Genomic DNA, 16,793 nt, shown 5'->3' on the forward strand with positions numbered 1-16,793 from the left:
GCGGGGGCAACGCCCCCCGCTTCAGCCCGCGTTCAGCGGCCGGATCCGCAGGCGCGTCAAGCGGTTTTCCTTCCGCGCGGCCACCTCGAAGCGGAAGCCGTGGAAGGAAAAGACCTGGCCCACGGTCGGGATCGTCTGCGCCTCGTGGATCACCAGGCCGGCGATGGTGTTGGCCTCTTCGTCCGGCAGGGACCAGTCCATCGCGCGGTTCAGGTCGCGGATGGTCATGGCGCCGTCGACGACGAAGGTGCCGTCCTCGGTCTTGCGCACGGTATGCTCGGCCGTGGCGGGGTCGAATTCGTCGGTGATCTCGCCGACGATCTCTTCCAGGATGTCTTCCAGCGTGATCAGCCCCTGCAGGGCGCCGTATTCATCCACCACCAGGGCGAAATGGGTGCGCATGTGCAGGAACTGGCGCATCTGCTCGTCCAGCGAGGTGGTGTCGGGGATGAAGTAGGGCTTCATCATCACGTCGGTGATCTTGAAATCCTTCAGCGCCTCGGCCGGGTTCTCGGAATTGGTCGCCAGGGTATAGGTGGCGCGGAACAGGTCCTTGGCGTGGATCGTGCCGACGATGTTTTCCGGATCGCCCTCGTAGACGGGCAGGCGGGTGTGGTTGGAATGCAGGCATTGCGACAGGATATCCTGCGCGCTGTCGGCGGCGTTGATCATCTCGATCCGCGAGCGGTGCAGCATGATCTCTTCCACCGTGCGTTCGCCCAGATCCAGCGCGCCGAGGATCCGGTCGCGGTCCTCCTTCTCCACCACGCCTTCGGAGTGGCCGAGGTTCAGCGCGCCCGCGATCTCCTCGCGCACCGCCAGGATCTGGCTGTCGGGGTCGGTTCTAACCCCGAAGATGCGCAGCACGCCTCGCACCAGCCAGCGGACCAGGGCGACGACCGGGGCGAAGATGGCGATGACGAAGGCAATGGGGCCCGAGACGCGACTGGCCGCGGTTTCCGCATTGGTGATCGCATAGGTCTTGGGCAGCACCTCGGCGAAGATCAGCACCAGCAGGGTCATCACAAGGGTGGCGATGGCCACGCCGCTGTCCCCGAAGACGGAGGTGAACAGGGCCGTGGTCAGCGAAGTCGCCAGGATGTTGACCAGGTTGTTGCCCAGCAGGACGGAGCCGATCAGCTTCTCATTGTCCTCGGTGATCTCCAGCGCCCGTTCCGCACCACGCGATCCCTTGTCGGCGAGCCCCCGCAGCTTGCCGCGGCTGGCGGCCGTCAGCGCGGTTTCCGAGCCGGAGAAGAAGGCGGAGAAGACCAGAAGCCCCAGGATCGCCGCGGCGGTGATCCAGAAGGCCGCATCCATCGCGGCCACGCCCATCAGTGCAGAGCTAGCGTCGTCCATGTTTTCTCCTGTGCTGTGGGCTGGTTATGGGCACCGCGGGCGCCGGGTTCAAGGGCGCGGGCCGCCGAACGCGCGTCCCTTGCGGCGGATGCGGTGAAAAGGCGACGACAGGGGCGATCAGGTCGTGCCGTCCGGATCCTTCGCGCGGGATCCTGCGACCAGCGGGTGGTGATCTTCGACCAGTTCGCGCAGCCGCTCTTCCAGGACGTGGGTGTAGATCTCGGTGGTGGCCAGGTCGGCATGGCCCAGAAGGCTCTGGATCGCGCGCAGGTCGGCGCCGTTCTGCAACAGGTGGGTGGCGAATGCGTGGCGCAGGCGGTGTGGTGTCACCTTCTCGGGGGAGATACCGGCGGCCACCGCGATCTCCTTGATCAGCAGGTAGAACCGGTGCCGTGTCAGATGCCCCTCGGCCGAGCGGGAAGGGAAGAGGAACCGCGATTCCGGCACGCCCTTCAGCCGCGCGGCCTCCTGTTCCGCGTCGCGCGCCCGCAGCCAGTCGCCGAGCGCCGCGCGCGCGGGCGCCGAGAGCGGCACCAGCCGTTCCTTGCCGCCCTTGCCCCGGACCAGAAGCATCTCCGGCGTGCCGCGAGCCGCTGCGACGGGCAGGGAGACCAGTTCGGTCACCCGCATGCCGGTGGCATAGAGCAGTTCCATCAGACAGGTGTTGCGGAGCCGGTCTTCGGCGCGCCGTCCCTGCGTGGGCGCCGCGGCCAGAAGGGCGTCGACCTCCTCCAGCGACAGGGTCTTGGGCAGGCTTTTCGTCCGGCCCGGGCCCTTTATCTGGATCGCCGGGTTGTCGGCGCGCAGCCCCTCGTCATAGGCGAAGCGGTAAAGCTGGCGGATCGCCGACAGGCGCCGGGCGCGGGTCGCGCGGGAGAAGCCCTGAGCGTCACAATGCACCAGGTAGGCCTCCACATCGGCGCGGGACGCCATGGCCCAGTCCAGGCCGCGCCGCTGCAGCCAGTCCTGCACATCCTTCAGATCCCGCCCGTAGGCCAGCAGGGTGTTGTGCGCCGCCCCCGATTCCGCCGCCTGGGCGTCGAGAAAGGCCGAGATCCAGTGATCCGCAGACGCCATCGCCTAGCCCCTGTCGTCCAGCAGCAGGATCTGCAGGGCGGCGGCGCGCGCCGTCTCCTCCAGTCCCAGGGCGCGGAAGGCGGCAATGGCCGGGGCGGTGTCGCCGACGTTGCCCTCCATGGCGAAGCTGTAGAGCTGCATCGCCTCCAGGATCGCCTCGCCCAGACGGCCGTCATCGATCAGCCGCGCCAGCCGCGGCGGCAGCTCGGTTTCGGCGGAAAATCCGCGCGCGACGATGCGGGCGCGTTCCGACGGCGCCTCGACCTGGTCCGGGCGGCCCCGGGCCAGGGCCAGCAGGAAAGCCTCGGTCGGCGTGCGCGGGCTGAGCGCGTCCAGGTGATCCGTCGGGTTGGGCGCCAGCAGAAGCGTGCGCAGGGCGATCCGGCCCGGCGCGTCGCCTTCTGCCGCATAGGTCGCCAGGCGACCGGCGTAGAGGGCGGCGAAGGAGGTTTCCAGCCGTGCGACCTGCATCGCCTCCCAGGCGGGGGGCAAGGTTTCGCGCACCGACGCCCTGTCTGGCCGGGGCGCGCCGATGGCCGCGTCGAAGGCCTGCAATGCCGCCACCCGGTCCCAGATTCCGCCCGAGGCCGAGGGGCGCCCTCCGGAATAGAGACCAAGAAGTCGGTTTTCCGGCAGGGCGCCGGTGCGGGCCAACCGCTCGGCGGCCTCCAGCGCGGCTTTCCAACCGGCCCGCCCACGCAGGTCGTAATAGGCATAGGCGCGCGGCAGATCGGAGGTGGGCAGCGGTTCCCCGATCGCCTCCGACAGGCGGAAGAGCAGGGGCGTCACCTCGGTCGGCGGCGGCAGGGGCACGGCGCCGTCGTCCAGATCGACGTGCAGGAAACGGGTCAGCAGCCGTTCTTCCGATGCCTCAAGCGTGCCAAGCGCGCCGGCCGTCTCCAGCAGCAGCGCGGCGGTGTCCCAGTCGCTGTTGCGCGCCATGCAGAAGATCCGGGCGGACTGGCTTGGGGCGATGTCGGGATCGGTTGCGATGCGGCGGCAGGGCTGGCTTTCCAGCCCCGACAGCAGCGACAGGTCGAACCAGCGCGAAAACAGCGCCGGGCTGCGGGTCTGGCCCGCCCGTTCGATCAGCGCCATCGCCGGGTCCAGCGCGCCAAGATCGGCCAGCTTGTCGATGCGCGCCAGCAGCAGCGGGTCGTCCTCAGTCTGCGGCCCGCTGGTATCTGGCGGATCGGCCTCGGCCAGCAGAAGGGTATAAAGCAGCGATTGCATCGCCGGCAGCCGGTCCACCTCCAGCCGCTCGATCCGGCGGATCAGCGCGGCGGTTTCGGCGCCTTCCCAGAGGGACGTCGGCAGGCCGGTGACGGAGGCTGGCAAAAGGCCCACGGCGCCCGCGTCGGAGGCCGACAGGGTCAGCGTGCGCACCTCGGGCGCCAGGGCGCTTTCGGCGATGTCACCGCTGTCATCGAAAGGTGCGGCCCCGTCCGCGCCGGGACGGGCGATGCCGGCCTGGGGCAGCGCATCCAGCCAGTCGATCGCGGACATCGGCGCGGACGCCTCGCCACCCGTGCCCCGCACGGCCTGGGGGCGGCGGTCGGGCTGCGTTACCGGCAGGCTCTGCGTCATGTCCAGAGGGTCGGCCCTTCGCATCTGCTCCAGCCCGTAGGCCGGGGCGGGACCGCTGCCGAGGCGCGGATCAGCCGCCGTTCCCTGTGCCGCGACGGCAGCGGGCAGGGCGATCAGCCAAGGGGCCAGACAGAGCGCAAGCACCCCGCACCGGCGGAAGACCGCTGGGTCAGCCCGCATCCAGCACCAGGGGGGCGCGGATCTCTTCCACGGGCGGGGCGAAATCCGCCCCGAGCCAGGGTCCGAGATAGGCATAGGCCACCAGCGCGATTCCGCCCAGAAGGGCGAGATAAAGCAGCCATTTGAGGATGCGCAGCATGAATTCGTTGTCCCGTTCGCCTGTCGTTTCGGCAACTTATAACTGGCCTTTTCCGCAAGATCACGTCATTCAGGCGCGAAAATATTCAAAAGGCAGTGCGGCGCCGAAGAGCGCTCCCTTGCCGTCAAGCACCCCGGTGGAGGTTATGGGCTGGAAGCTGCGTAAAAGCGTCGTGATGGTGGGCATGATGGGCGCCGGAAAGACCGCCGTGGGCAAGGCTGTGGCGCAGATCCTGGGCGTTGGCTTCCGTGATTCAGACGCCGAGATCGAGGCCGCCGCCAACATGACCATCGCCGAGATCTTTGCCCGCGACGGCGAGGATTTCTTCCGCCAGAAGGAACGCCAGGTGATCGCCCGGCTGCTGGAGGAAGCGCCGGCGATCCTGTCCACCGGCGGCGGCGCCTACATGGCAGAAGGCAATCGCGCGCTGATCTCCTCCCGTGGGGTGGCGGTCTGGCTGGACGCGGACCTGGACCTGCTGTGGTCGCGGGTCCGCCACCGCGATACCCGCCCGCTGCTGAAAACGCCCGACCCGCGCGCCACCCTGCGCCAGCTCTACGAGACGCGGGTGCCGATCTATGCGCTGTCCGACCTGTCGGTGAAGGCGCAGGCCGACTATTCCGTGCATGACATGGCGGAAAAGGTGGTGGAGGCGCTGACCGCGCGGCCCGACGTTCTGGAGGCGAAATGACCGAGATCCAATCCCCCCGCGAGACCCTGACGGTCGAGCTTGGCGCGCGCGCCTATGACATCCAGATCGGCCCCGGCCTGATCGCCGAGGCGGGCACCCATATCGCCCCTCTGCTGCGCCGTCCCCGTGTTGCCGTCATCAGCGACGAGACGGTCGCGGGGCTGCACCTGGAGGCGCTGCGCGAGGGGCTGGCGGCATCCGGCATCGAGATGGTCGCCCTCACGCTGCCAGCCGGCGAGGCGACGAAGTCCTGGCCGCATTTCACCCGCGCAGTCGAATGGCTGCTGGAACAGAAGGTGGAACGCTCCGACGTGGTCGTGGCCTTCGGCGGTGGTGTGATCGGGGACCTCGCGGGCTTTGCGGCTGCGGTGCTGCGCCGGGGCGTGCGCTTCGTGCAGATCCCGACCAGCCTGCTGGCGCAGGTCGACAGTTCGGTCGGCGGCAAGACCGGGATCAACAGCGCCCAGGGCAAGAACCTGGTAGGCGCCTTCCACCAGCCATCTTTGGTGCTGGCCGATACCGCCGTGCTGGGCACGCTGACCCCGCGCGATTTCCTCGCGGGCTACGGCGAGGTGGTGAAATACGGCCTGCTGGGCGACCTGCTGTTCTTCGAATGGCTGGAGTCGATGGGGCCCAAGCTGGCCTCGGGCGACATGGCCGCGCGGGTCATGGCGGTGAAGCGCAGCTGCGAGATGAAGGCCGCCATCGTGGCCCGTGACGAGACGGAGCAGGGTGATCGGGCGCTGCTGAACCTCGGCCATACCTTTGGCCACGCCCTGGAAAGCGCAACGGGCTATTCCGACCGGCTGCTGCATGGTGAAGGGGTGGCCATCGGCTGTGCCCTGGCCTTCGAGCTGTCGTCGAAATTGGGCCTGTGTTCCCAGGAGGCGCCCAGCCGGGTGCGCGCGCATTTGCGCGACATGGGGATGAAGGTGGATCTGCGCGACATCGAGGGCGATCTGCCGGACGCCGAAGGCCTGCTGGCGCTGATGGCGCAGGACAAGAAGGTCGTCGACGGCAAGCTGCGCTTCATCCTGGCGCGCGGGATCGGCGAGGCCTTCGTGACCTCCGATGTCCCGGGCGAGACGGTGAAGACGGTACTCGACGAGGCTCTGGCACTGCGCTGACTGCACCTCAAGTTTCGCTTGAAGGGCGGCGAAAGTAGTCGTGTTTTCATATCGATACAGGGCAAACCTCAGCGGTCTCTGGAATGAGCGGCCCCGGCTGCGTGCCCAGTCTGCACACGATGCGACCTGAGGGGCGAGACCGCCGGGCCTTTGCGCGGCCCGGTCTTGCATTCGGAGCATTTGCGGGCTGTTATCCCGTCATGGGATGACCCGAGAGGCCGTGACGCGATGATTACCCCCGCCTATTGCCAGACCATGGCGCGCTACAACACCTGGCAGAACGATCAGATGGCCGAGGCGATGGCGCACTTGTCGCCGGAGGCGCTGAGCCAGGATCGGGGCGCCTTCTTCGGGTCGATCCTGGGCACGGCCAATCATCTGCTCTGGGCCGACGCCATGTGGCTGTCGCGGCTGACCGATCTGCCTAAGCCTGACGTCGGAGTGGCAGAAAGCCCGAAGATGGCACCGACGCTGGCCGCCTGGCAGGCGGAGCGGTTCCGCATGGACGGACGGTTGCGGCTCTGGGCGGAGGGTCTCGGTGCCCTCGATCTGACGGGGGATCTGACCTGGTTCTCGGGCAGCACCGGCCGAGAGGAGCGCCGCCCCATGGCCGGGATCGTGATGCATATCTTCAACCACCAGACCCATCATCGCGGACAGATCCACGCCATGCTGACCGCCGCCGGAGAGGACCCTGGCGCGACGGACCTCTTCCTGATGCCGCAGGCCTGAGGGCCGCATGGAGTCTTTCACGGCCCCACAGACTTGGCCCATGACACATCGCGACCGCGATTTTCCTGCTTTTCTCTGTTAACCTCCCGTTAGGCTCTTTCCTTTTCGGGGGCCGGACTAATTTGCCTATGACAACCAGACGACTCTGAAAACCGACATGCGAATGTCGTTTTTGCACCCAATCGCATCGGCTTTCGATCACGCACGTGTTAACGAGTCGTTACCTTTCAGGGAGGCGGGGCCCCAGGGGCCTGCCAGGAACCGCGGGACTGCATGAGGGCGCGCGAGGGTGTCACAGAAACACCTGCCATCCATGTCCCGCCGAACAAGGAGGCGACAATGTATTCCAAGATCATGGTCCCCGTGGATCTGACCCACGCGGACCGTCTGACGAAATCGCTGGAGGTGGCCGCCAAGCTGGCCCAGACCTTCGGGGCGGAGATCGTCTATGTCGGCGTCACCTCGGCGCTGCCGGGCTCCATCGCCCATACCCCGGACGAGTACCGGGGCAAGCTGGAGGCCTTCGCGAAGGAGCAGGGCGAGGCCAATGGCCTGACCGCCTCGGGCCACATGATGGTGGGTCACGACGTTGCCGTCGAGATCGACCACGAGCTGATCAAGGCCGTTGACGAAACCGGGGCCGACCTGGTGGTCATGGCCAGCCATATTCCCAACATCACCGATTACGTCTGGCCGTCGAACGGCGGACGTGTGGCCGGACACGCCAAGTGCTCGGTCATGATCGTGCGCAGCTGAGGGGAGCAACGCGATGAGCGACAACAAAAACGAGAATGACACCTCGACCGACATGGAAGAGATGGGCATTCCCGCACCCGAAGGCGCGGCGGATATCATCGACACCGAATACGAGATCGGTCAGGACAACATCGACGGCCAGCTCGGGCCGTTCGGCTTCGACATCCACAACCCGGTCTTCCTGATTTCGGGCCTGTGCATCGTGGCCTTCGTCTTCTACACGCTGGCCCTGCCGGAACAGGCCGGCAGCGCCTTCTCCTGGCTGTTCAGCACCGTGACCGAGGGCTTCGACTGGTTCTTCATCGGTGCCGGCAACCTCTTCGTGCTGTTCTGCCTGCTGCTGATCGTCACCCCGCTGGGTTCGGTCCGGCTGGGGGGCGCGGATGCCACGCCCGACTACACCTACCTGGGCTGGTTCGCGATGCTCTTTGCCGCCGGCATGGGTATCGGCCTGATGTTCTACGGCGTCTCGGAGCCGATGAGCCACTTCTCCAGCTCGATGGGTGGTGTCTCGATGGGCGAAAACGGGATGCGCAGTGACTGGGCGCCGCTTGGCGGGGCCGAGGGCGATTCCGATGCCGCCACCCGTCTGGGCATGGCCGCGACGATCTTCCACTGGGGCCTGCACCCCTGGGCGATCTACGCCGTCGTCGCACTGGCGCTGGCGCTGTTCAGCTACAACAAGGGTCTGCCGCTGACCATCCGCTCGGCCTTCTACCCGATCCTCGGCGATCGCGTCTGGGGGTGGTGGGGTCACATCATCGACACCCTGGCGGTCTTTGCCACGCTCTTCGGCCTGGCGACCTCTCTGGGCTTCGGTGCGACCCAAGCCAACGCCGGCCTGAACGAGCTGTTCGGCATCCCGATCAACGACACCGTCGAGGTGCTGCTGATCTCCGGCATCACCGCCGTGGCGCTGGTCTCGGTCCTGCGCGGTCTCGACGGCGGGGTGAAGATCCTGTCCGAGATCAACATGGGCCTGGCCTTCCTGCTGCTGCTCTTCGTGCTGATCGCAGGGCCGACCATCGCCATCCTCACCGGTTTCCTCGACTATCTGGTGGCCTACATCGAATACCTGCCGGCGCTGTCGAACCCGGTGGGTCGTGAAGACGTCAACTTCATGCAGGGCTGGACCAGCTTCTACTGGGCCTGGTGGATCTCCTGGAGCCCCTTCGTCGGCATGTTCATCGCCCGCGTGTCGCGCGGCCGGTCGGTGCGCGAGTTCATCATCTGCGTGCTGCTGATCCCCTCGCTGGTCTGCGTGCTGTGGATGTCCGTCTTCGGCGGCGTGGCCATCGAACAGGTGGTGCGCGAAGGCTATACTGCGGCCCAGGACGCCGATCTGCCGATCCAGCTGTTCAAGATGCTGGACAACCTGCCGCTGGCGGGGATCACCTCGCTGATCGGTATCGTGCTGGTCATCGTGTTCTTCGTCACCTCCTCGGACTCCGGGTCGCTGGTGATCGACACGATCACGGCGGGCGGCAAGGTCGACGCGCCGGTGCCGCAGCGGGTGTTCTGGTGCCTCTTCGAGGGCGCCGTGGCCATCGTGCTGCTGCTTTCGGCAGGCGGTCTGTCCTCGCTGCAATCCATGGTCATCTCGACCGGCCTGCCCTTCACCATCGTGCTTCTGCTGATGTGCTGGGCGATCTGGCGTGGCCTGGCGGCGGAGCGGCGCGAGCTGTGACGCCCCGCGACCCGCGGGTCGCGTGAGCCAAGACGAAAATGAGGGGCGTCCGGAGTGATCCGGGCGCCCCTCGTGCTACGTAACCCCCTGAACAGACGACGAAGGGGGCCAAGATGCCTGCACCGACCCTGCTCTGGATCCGCCGGGACCTGCGCACCACCGACCACGACGCGCTGGAGGCCGCCGTGGCGCGCGGCGGGCCGGTGATTCCCGTGGTGATCCGGGACAAGAGCGTGACCGATCTGGGTGCCGCGCCCGCCCTGCGGCTGGAGCTGGGGCTGGAGGCTTTTGCCAGGCGGCTGGAGGAGAAGGGCGCGCGCCTGATCCTGCGCACGGGCAAGGCGCTGGACGTTCTGCGGGAGCTGATCGCGGAGACCGGCGCCGAGGCTGTCTTCTGGCATCGCCTGTACGATCCGCAGGCCGTGGACCGCGACCGCAAGGTCAAGGCGGCGCTGCACGACGACGGGATCGAGGCGCGCAGCTTCGCCGGGCATCTGCTGTTCGAGCCCTGGGAGGTGGAGACGGGGCAGGGCGGCTACTACAAGGTCTACTCGCCCTTCTGGCGTGCCGTGCGAAACCGCGACGTGCCCGCAACCCTCACCGCCCCCGCCGAGATCCCCGCGCCCGACAGCTGGCCCGACAGCGAGGCGCTGGCGGACTGGAAGCTCTCGGCCCCCATGCGGCGCGGGCGTGACGTGGTCGCGGGCCACGTCGAGGCAGGCGAGGAGGCTGCCCAGACCCAGCTTGGCAGCTTCATTCGTGACCGGATCGAGGGCTACAAGGCCGGGCGGGACGTGCCCGCCAGCGGCGCCACCTCGGACCTGTCGCAATACCTGACCCTGGGGGAGATCAGCCCGCACCAATGCTGGCACGCCGGGCGCCGCGCGATGGAGGACGGCAAGGCGGGCGCCGAGACCTTCCTGAAGGAGGTCGTCTGGCGCGAGTTCGCCTATCACCTGATGTACAACGCGCCGCAGATCCTCGACCGCAACTGGCGCGAGGAATGGGACGGCTTTGCCTGGCGCGAGGAGGAGGACGATCGCGTCCTGGCTTGGAAGCAGGGGCGCACGGGTGTGGATTTCGTCGATGCCGCCATGCGCGAGCTGTTCGTGACGGGGCGGATGCACAACCGGGCGCGGATGATCGTCGCCTCCTACCTGACGAAACACATGCTGGTGCACTGGAGGGTCGGACAGAAGTGGTTCGAGGACTGCCTGGTTGACTGGGACCCGGCCTCCAACGCCATGGGCTGGCAATGGGTGGCGGGCAGCGGGCCGGACGCCGCCCCCTATTTCCGCATCTTCAACCCGGACACCCAGGCGGAGAAGTTCGACCGCGATCAGGCCTATCGCCGCCGCTGGCTGGCCGAAGGACAGGGCAACCCGGGCGAGGATGCGCTGGCCTTCTTCGAGGCCGCACCGCTGTCCTGGGAGCTGTCGCCCGATGACGAGCGGCCAAAGCCGCTGGTCGATCTGAAGGCAGGCCGGGAGCGGGCGCTGGCAGCTTACAAGGATCTTAAGGATGATGTGTGACTTTAATTTGCCCACTTAAGCATCAGATATGAAGTTACTTTCTTCAACTTCTAATCCAGCATCTCTCCGCGCGGCTTACTCTGCCGCGTGGGCCTGAGACCGCGCCACGAGGGCATTGCCAGCTGCCCGCACGGCAGGCAATCGCCATCGGCCCGCGCACCTGCCCCCAAAGTCATCTGGCGCGTGAAGAGAGTGGCTTAATGGCGCATAGTCAAAGTGATAGAGTCTGATGCTAATCCCGCGCGCCAGCAGAGGTATGCGCCAAGCGCGCTGCCATGAACGCTTGCCATCCAGACAGCGAAAATGCGAAGCCTAGGAGAGGGTTAACGAAGAAGGACGGCAGGGCATGCTGACCATGGGCAAGGTCGCCGCGGCGGCCACGCTGGCCGGGACGGGGTATCTGGTATCGACCCAGGTCATGCAGGTCTGGGAAGAGAACTTCGACTTCGGGCTTTTTCCCTGGGTCAGCGCCGCGATCGGCGCCTGGGCCGGCTGGACCATCATCGGTCGCCGCGTCACCCGCCGGTCGAGCGTATCGCAGGTGATCAGCTACGGGGTGACCGGTCTGGTCATGATGCTGTTGGTGGCCTTCTTCGTCTTCGCCGGGAACGAGGCGCTCCGCAAATCGCTGGCGCGGCGCTATGACGGGCCGATCGAGGCGATCCTCGACATGATCCCGATCTCGACCAACTGGGGCGCCAACCTGCTGCACCCGCATATCCTGGCAACGCTGCTTGCAGGCGGCCTGCTGTCGGCCGTCATGGCCCGCCTCGTCGACCGCATCTGGAAGTGATCCCATGAGCCGAACCCTGTTCCTTTACGGCCCGCTGTGCATGCCGGTGATGATGCAGATCGTGGCCGACGGTCGCCCGGCGGAAGAGCCGGCCCGGCTGGATGGCTATCGCGCGGCGCCGCGGGAAAGCGATGACTGGCCGGTCCTGGTGCAGGATCCGGGCGCGGTGACGCAGGGCATCCTTCTGCGCGATGTCTCGGAAGGGATGACAGCGCGGATCGCCCATTATGCCGATGCCTACGGGCTGGTCCCCGCAGAGGTGGTGGTGGAGGCCGACGGCCAGCCAGTGCCCGCGCGCGCCTTCCGGCCCGAGCACAGCACCCAGGCTGTGGCCCCCGGTCGCTGGTCGCTGGAGGGCTGGGCCGAGGCGACGGGCGAGGAGGCCTGTCACGCCGCCCATGAGATCATGAAGCTGCGCGGCCGCTACCACGGCGGCGCCCTGCGGTTCCGCCTGGGCCAGATCCGGGCACGGGCCGCCTCGCGCGTGGCAGCAGAGCGGTTCCCCGCCAAACACGCCCTGGCCAGCGGCCCGTCCGATGCCTGGGTGCAGGAATTGCACCAGCAGGACGACCACGCGGGCTATTTCATCGCCCGCACCTACGACCTGCGGCACCAGACCTTCGCCGGCGGCCCGTCCGAGCCGATCCGGCGTGAGGTCTTTCTGGCCCCCGATGCCGCCATCGTGCTGCCCTACGATCCTGCGCGCGACCGCATCCTGCTGGTCGAGCAGTTCCGCATGGGACCCTACGGCCGGGGGGAGGGGGTGCCCTGGATGCTGGAGCCTGTCGCGGGCCGGGTCGATCCCGGCGAAAGCCCCGAAACCTGCGCCCGCCGCGAGGCGCGGGAAGAGGCCGGGCTGGACCTCGACGCGCTGCACCATGTCGCCTCCTGCTACCCGTCGCCCGGCTGCCTGAGCGAGTTTCACCATTGCTATGTCGGCCTGTGCAGCCTGCCGGACATCCAGCGTGGGCACGGCGGGCTGGACGAGGAAGCGGAGGACATCCGGACCCACGTCCTGAGTTTCGAACGCGCCATGGAACTGGTGTCCAGCGGCGAGGCCAGAAACGCGCCGCTGGTCCTGACGCTGCTCTGGCTGGCGTCCAGGCGTTCCGAGTTGCGGGGCGCCGCTTGAGTTGCACGGTTCCGACGGATACATCTGTGCCAACTCGAATTTGGAAGGATGACCCGATGCATATCGCTCAGGACCTGGCGCAAGCCGTCGGAAATACGCCCATGATCAAGTTGCGGCGCGTCAGCGAGGAAACGGGCTGCACCATCCTCGGCAAGGCGGAGTTCCTCAATCCCGGCCAATCGGTCAAGGATCGCGCGGCGCTTTATATCATCCGCGACGCCATCGCGCGCGGGGAACTGGCGCCCGGCGGGACCATCGTCGAAGGCACCGCCGGCAACACCGGGATCGGCCTGGCGCTGGTCGGCGCCTCGATGGGATTCAAGACCGTCATCGTGATCCCCGAGACTCAGAGCCAGGAAAAGAAGGACATGATCCGTCTGGCCGGGGCCGAGCTGGTGCAGGTGCCCGCAGCGCCCTACAAGAACCCCAACAACTACGTCCGCTATTCCGAGCGCCTGGCGCAGGAACTGGCCAAGACCGAGAGCAAGGGCGTGATCTGGGCCAACCAGTTCGACAACGTGGCCAACCGCCAGGCCCATCTGGAAACCACTGGGCCGGAGATCTGGGAACAGACCGACGGCAAGGTCGACGGTTTCGTCGCCGCCGTTGGCTCGGGTGGCACACTGGTCGGCACCGCCATGGCGTTGCAGCCGAAGGGCGTGAAGGTGGCCCTGGCCGACCCGATGGGCGCGGCGCTGCACAGCTACTACACCACGGGCGAGCTGAAATCCGAGGGCGGCTCGATCACCGAAGGCATCGGCCAGGGCCGGATCACCAAGAACCTGGAAGGCTTCACGCCCGATTTCTCCTACCAGATCCCGGACCAGGAGGCGCTACCTTACGTCTTCGACCTGCTGGCGCAGGAAGGGCTGTGCCTGGGCGGGTCCTCGGGGATCAACATCGCCGGCGCCGTCCGCCTGGCGCGCGAACTTGGGCCGGGCCACACGATCGTGACTGTACTCTGCGACTACGGAACCCGATACCAGTCGAAACTGTTCAACCCTGACTTCCTGCGCGAAAAGGGCCTGCCGACACCCTCCTGGATGACGGAATCCCCTCGCTCGATCCCCGGTGTCTTCACCGACGCCTGAGACCTGACGACCTAAGGAGAGGCTATGAGCCTGAGCCGGATTTTCCCCGATCTTACAAGGCTCTGCGCCTCTCTTTTTATCCTCTTTCTGAGCATTGTTGCGCTGCCCCTGGACGGGGCGGCGCAGTCGCCGGGCGAGGCGGGCGAACCGCCCGCGCTGGTCGCTTCCGACTACGATGAATGGGAAAGCATCGCGCAACGCGCGGAGGATGCGATCGAAAGCGACCGCGCCTCGCAGGAGGCCTTCGATCAGCTGCGCGCCGAACTCGTCGACTGGCGCAGCCGGTTTGAAACCGCGCAATCCGCGAACTCCGCCGCCATCAGTGCCGTGCAGGCGCAGCTGGACACCCTGGGGCCAGCCCCCGAGGAGGGGGAAGAGCCGGAAGCCCTGGCGGAGCAACGTTCCGAACTGACTGCGCGCCTTGAAGAGCTGGCCAGCCCGGCACGGCGAGCCGAGATCGCCTATAGCCGGGCCGACGCGCTGATCCGCTCCATCGATGCAAACCTGCGCGCGCGCCAGACCCAGGCGCTGATGGAGATCGGGCCGTCGCCGCTGGATCCCAGCCATTGGCCCGGCGCGCTGGAGGATGTTGCCACCTTTGCCGCCTCGCTGGCCGGCGACGTGATGGACAACTGGAATGACCCGAACCAGCGCCAGGTGTTCCGGCAGAACCTGCCGGTCATCGCCTTCCTAGTGCTGCTGGCCATGGTGCTGGTGCTGCGGGGGCGTGGCTGGATCGAACGGCTGGCTTTGTCGGTGCTGGACCAGAAGCAATCGGCGGCGCGCTGGCTGTTCTCCTTCATTGTTTCCCTGGGGCAGATCGCCCTACCGGTGACCGGACTTGCGATCTTGGCTGCGGCGGGCACCACCAGTGGGCTGCTTGGCCTGCGGGGGGAGACCATCGCGCGATCCATGGTGGGGGCGGGGACGCTCTTCTTCTTCACCCGCTGGCTGGCCGCCTATGTCTTCCCGGTGTCGGAACGCGCCGGGCTGATGCTGCAGATCAGCCAGACACAGCTGCGCGAGGGGCGGGTCTATGCCAACGTCCTGGGCCTGGTCCTGGCGCTTTACGTGCTGACCCGCGAAGCGATCACGCTTGAAGGCTGGGACGCCGCCACCCGCAGCGTTCTGCTCTTCCCGCTGATCGTGGTGACGGGGCTGTTCCTGCTTCGCGTGGCGCGTTTCCTCATCCTGCATGGCCGGGCGGAGCCCGACGATGAGGACGGCGCCCGGTCCTTCCGCCAGCAGATCGTCCTGGCTCTGGGACGGACGGTAGCCCTGCTGGCCGTCCTTGGCCCCGCATTGGCTGCCGTGGGCTACCTTCAGGCAGGGCAGGCGCTGACCTTCCGCATGCTCTATTCGCTGGAGCTGCTGTCCTTCCTGCTCATCCTGCAGAAGCTGGTGGGAGAGATCTACGTCGTCTTCACCGGCGACCGCGAACGCGCCTCCGAAGCGTTGCTGCCGGTTCTGCTCAGCTTCGCGCTGACGGTCGCGACGCTGCCGGTCTTCGCGCTGATCTGGGGCGCCCGTCGCACCGATCTGGGCGAGGCCTGGGCGCAGTTCCGCGCCGGCTTCGATATCGGCGATACCCATATCTCGCCCGGTGACTTCCTGATCTTCGTGCTGGTCTTCGTCGCCGGCTATGCGATGACGCGGCTGCTGCAAGGGGCCATGCGCACCTCCGTCCTGCCTAAGACGAAACTGGACAAGGGCGGCCAGAATGCCGTGATCTCCGGTCTCGGCTACGTCGGCATCTTCCTTGCCGCTCTGATCGCGATCACTACGGCGGGCATCGACCTCAGTTCGCTCGCCATCGTGGCCGGTGCGCTGTCCGTCGGTGTCGGCTTCGGCCTGCAGACCATCGTGTCGAACTTCGTCTCCGGGATCATCCTGCTGATCGAACGGCCGATCTCGGAAGGGGACTGGATCGAGGTGGGCGGCCAGATGGGATTCGTCCGGTCGATCTCCGTGCGCTCGACCCGGATCGAGACCTTCGACCGGACGGACGTGATAGTGCCGAATGCCGATCTGATCTCGAACCAGGTCACGAACTGGACCCGGGGCAACTTGATCGGCCGGCTGATCGTGCCCGTGGGGGTGGCCTATGGCAGCGACACTCGCAAGGTGCAGAAGATCCTGCAAGACGTGGCCGAGGAACAGCCGCTGGTGCTGCTGAACCCGCCGCCCGGCGTGGTCTTCACCGCCTTCGGCGGCGACTCCCTGAATTTCGAGATTCGCGCGATCCTGCGTGACGTGACGCAGATCCTCGATGTGCAGACGGAGATGCACCACCGCATCGCCGAACGGTTCCGCGAAGAGAAGATCGAGATCCCCTTCGCCCAGCGGGACATCTGGCTGCGCAACCCCGAGACCCTGCGCGAGGCGTCGCAACCCCTGGCCAGTCAGCCGGTTGCCCCCCAATCGCCGCGGGACAGCGAGGCAAAGGCAGAGCAGACGCCGCTGCGACCCTCCCACCTGACCCAGGACGATTTGCCCGATGGCAGCGCCGATACCGATGGCGATGGCGACGGGGGCGGCGGCGACCGCTGACCCCGCGTCGGATCCGACGAGCCCCGCAAATGTCTCATGATCGCCCCTTCGGCAGAGGCCAGGATGGGCCGGGGCCGGGTCTTCCGGGGCATGTGCGCAGGGCCTCCTGCAAGGGACTGAAAAAACCTGCGGTTTTTTGTCTTTCGCCCCTTGCACCCGGCGCCGCTTCCCGGCTAAAGACACCGCCACGGAGAGGTGGCCGAGTGGTCGAAGGCGCACGCCTGGAAAGTGTGTAGGCGGGAAACCGTCTCCAGGGTTCGAATCCCTGTCTCTCCGCCATAATCCCCACGAAGTGTGGGTCGATGTGGCAAATCATCCCGAAAGAATGAGATCAGCTCGTGCTTGGCTCGCGTGCGCTTG

Annotated in this window: 14 protein-coding genes and 1 tRNA gene; 11 read left to right on the top strand and 4 right to left on the bottom strand. The window is 67.0% G+C overall.

All coding sequences use genetic code 11. From position 1 onward, the window contains the following. Window positions 1-21 precede the first annotated feature (21 nt). From LC066_RS02060 to LC066_RS02075, 4 genes are all read right to left on the bottom strand, one after another. Window positions 22-1,359 carry an HlyC/CorC family transporter gene (locus tag LC066_RS02060; protein ID WP_222474430.1) on the bottom strand — a complete coding sequence of 446 codons (1,338 nt, stop codon included), beginning with the start codon at window positions 1,357-1,359 and terminating at the stop codon, window positions 22-24. Between the two features lie 117 nt (window positions 1,360-1,476). Then, window positions 1,477-2,436, bottom strand: a complete 960-nt coding sequence (locus LC066_RS02065) for a site-specific tyrosine recombinase XerD (RefSeq protein WP_224896331.1) — start codon at window positions 2,434-2,436, stop codon at window positions 1,477-1,479. A gap of 3 nt (window positions 2,437-2,439) precedes the next feature. Beyond that, on the bottom strand, window positions 2,440-4,167 hold the full coding sequence (locus tag LC066_RS02070; protein WP_224896332.1) for a hypothetical protein: 1,728 nt from the start codon (window positions 4,165-4,167) through the stop codon (window positions 2,440-2,442). Between the two features lie 25 nt (window positions 4,168-4,192). Next, window positions 4,193-4,342: a hypothetical protein gene (locus tag LC066_RS02075; protein ID WP_198431897.1), complete on the bottom strand. Its 150-nt coding sequence runs from the start codon at window positions 4,340-4,342 to the stop codon at window positions 4,193-4,195. A 145-nt stretch (window positions 4,343-4,487) separates the two neighbouring features. On the opposite strand from LC066_RS02075, the gene LC066_RS02080 reads away from it, so the two are divergent. From LC066_RS02080 to LC066_RS02130, 11 genes are all read left to right on the top strand, one after another. Beyond that, entirely contained in the window at window positions 4,488-5,033 is a 546-nt protein-coding gene (locus tag LC066_RS02080) for a shikimate kinase (protein WP_224896714.1), read from the top strand. Beyond that, window positions 5,030-6,160 (top strand): 3-dehydroquinate synthase, encoded by a 1,131-nt coding sequence (gene aroB / locus LC066_RS02085; protein ID WP_224896333.1) that lies wholly within the window; start codon window positions 5,030-5,032, stop codon window positions 6,158-6,160. Before LC066_RS02080 ends, aroB begins: the two co-directional genes overlap by 4 nt. Before the next feature lie 228 nt (window positions 6,161-6,388). Then, a complete protein-coding gene (locus LC066_RS02090; protein WP_224896334.1) occupies window positions 6,389-6,892 on the top strand; it encodes a DinB family protein in 504 nt (167 codons plus the stop codon). 339 nt (window positions 6,893-7,231) lie between these two features. After that, a complete protein-coding gene (locus LC066_RS02095) occupies window positions 7,232-7,648 on the top strand; it encodes a universal stress protein (RefSeq protein WP_222474436.1) in 417 nt (138 codons plus the stop codon). Between the two features lie 13 nt (window positions 7,649-7,661). After that, window positions 7,662-9,335 carry a BCCT family transporter gene (locus tag LC066_RS02100; RefSeq protein ID WP_224896335.1) on the top strand — a complete coding sequence of 558 codons (1,674 nt, stop codon included), beginning with the start codon at window positions 7,662-7,664 and terminating at the stop codon, window positions 9,333-9,335. 113 nt (window positions 9,336-9,448) lie between these two features. Then, window positions 9,449-10,867 (top strand): cryptochrome/photolyase family protein, encoded by a 1,419-nt coding sequence (locus tag LC066_RS02105; RefSeq protein WP_224896336.1) that lies wholly within the window; start codon window positions 9,449-9,451, stop codon window positions 10,865-10,867. Between the two features lie 346 nt (window positions 10,868-11,213). After that, window positions 11,214-11,660: a TrgA family protein gene (locus LC066_RS02110; RefSeq protein ID WP_224896337.1), complete on the top strand. Its 447-nt coding sequence runs from the start codon at window positions 11,214-11,216 to the stop codon at window positions 11,658-11,660. 4 nt (window positions 11,661-11,664) lie between these two features. Next, a complete protein-coding gene (locus tag LC066_RS02115) occupies window positions 11,665-12,792 on the top strand; it encodes an NUDIX domain-containing protein (RefSeq protein ID WP_224896338.1) in 1,128 nt (375 codons plus the stop codon). Between the two features lie 56 nt (window positions 12,793-12,848). Continuing rightward, on the top strand, window positions 12,849-13,883 hold the full coding sequence (locus LC066_RS02120) for a cysteine synthase A (protein ID WP_085886755.1): 1,035 nt from the start codon (window positions 12,849-12,851) through the stop codon (window positions 13,881-13,883). A gap of 24 nt (window positions 13,884-13,907) precedes the next feature. Further along, the gene (locus tag LC066_RS02125; protein WP_224896339.1) at window positions 13,908-16,433 is read left to right on the top strand and encodes a DUF3772 domain-containing protein; all 2,526 of its coding nucleotides are present in this window, start codon (window positions 13,908-13,910) and stop codon (window positions 16,431-16,433) included. Window positions 16,434-16,622: 189 nt separating this feature from the next. After that, a tRNA-Ser gene (locus tag LC066_RS02130) sits at window positions 16,623-16,712 on the top strand. The last annotated feature ends 81 nt before the right edge of the window (window positions 16,713-16,793 follow it).

This window comes from Pseudooceanicola marinus (assembly GCF_020177265.1).
GTDB lineage: Bacteria > Pseudomonadota > Alphaproteobacteria > Rhodobacterales > Rhodobacteraceae > Pseudooceanicola > Pseudooceanicola marinus_A.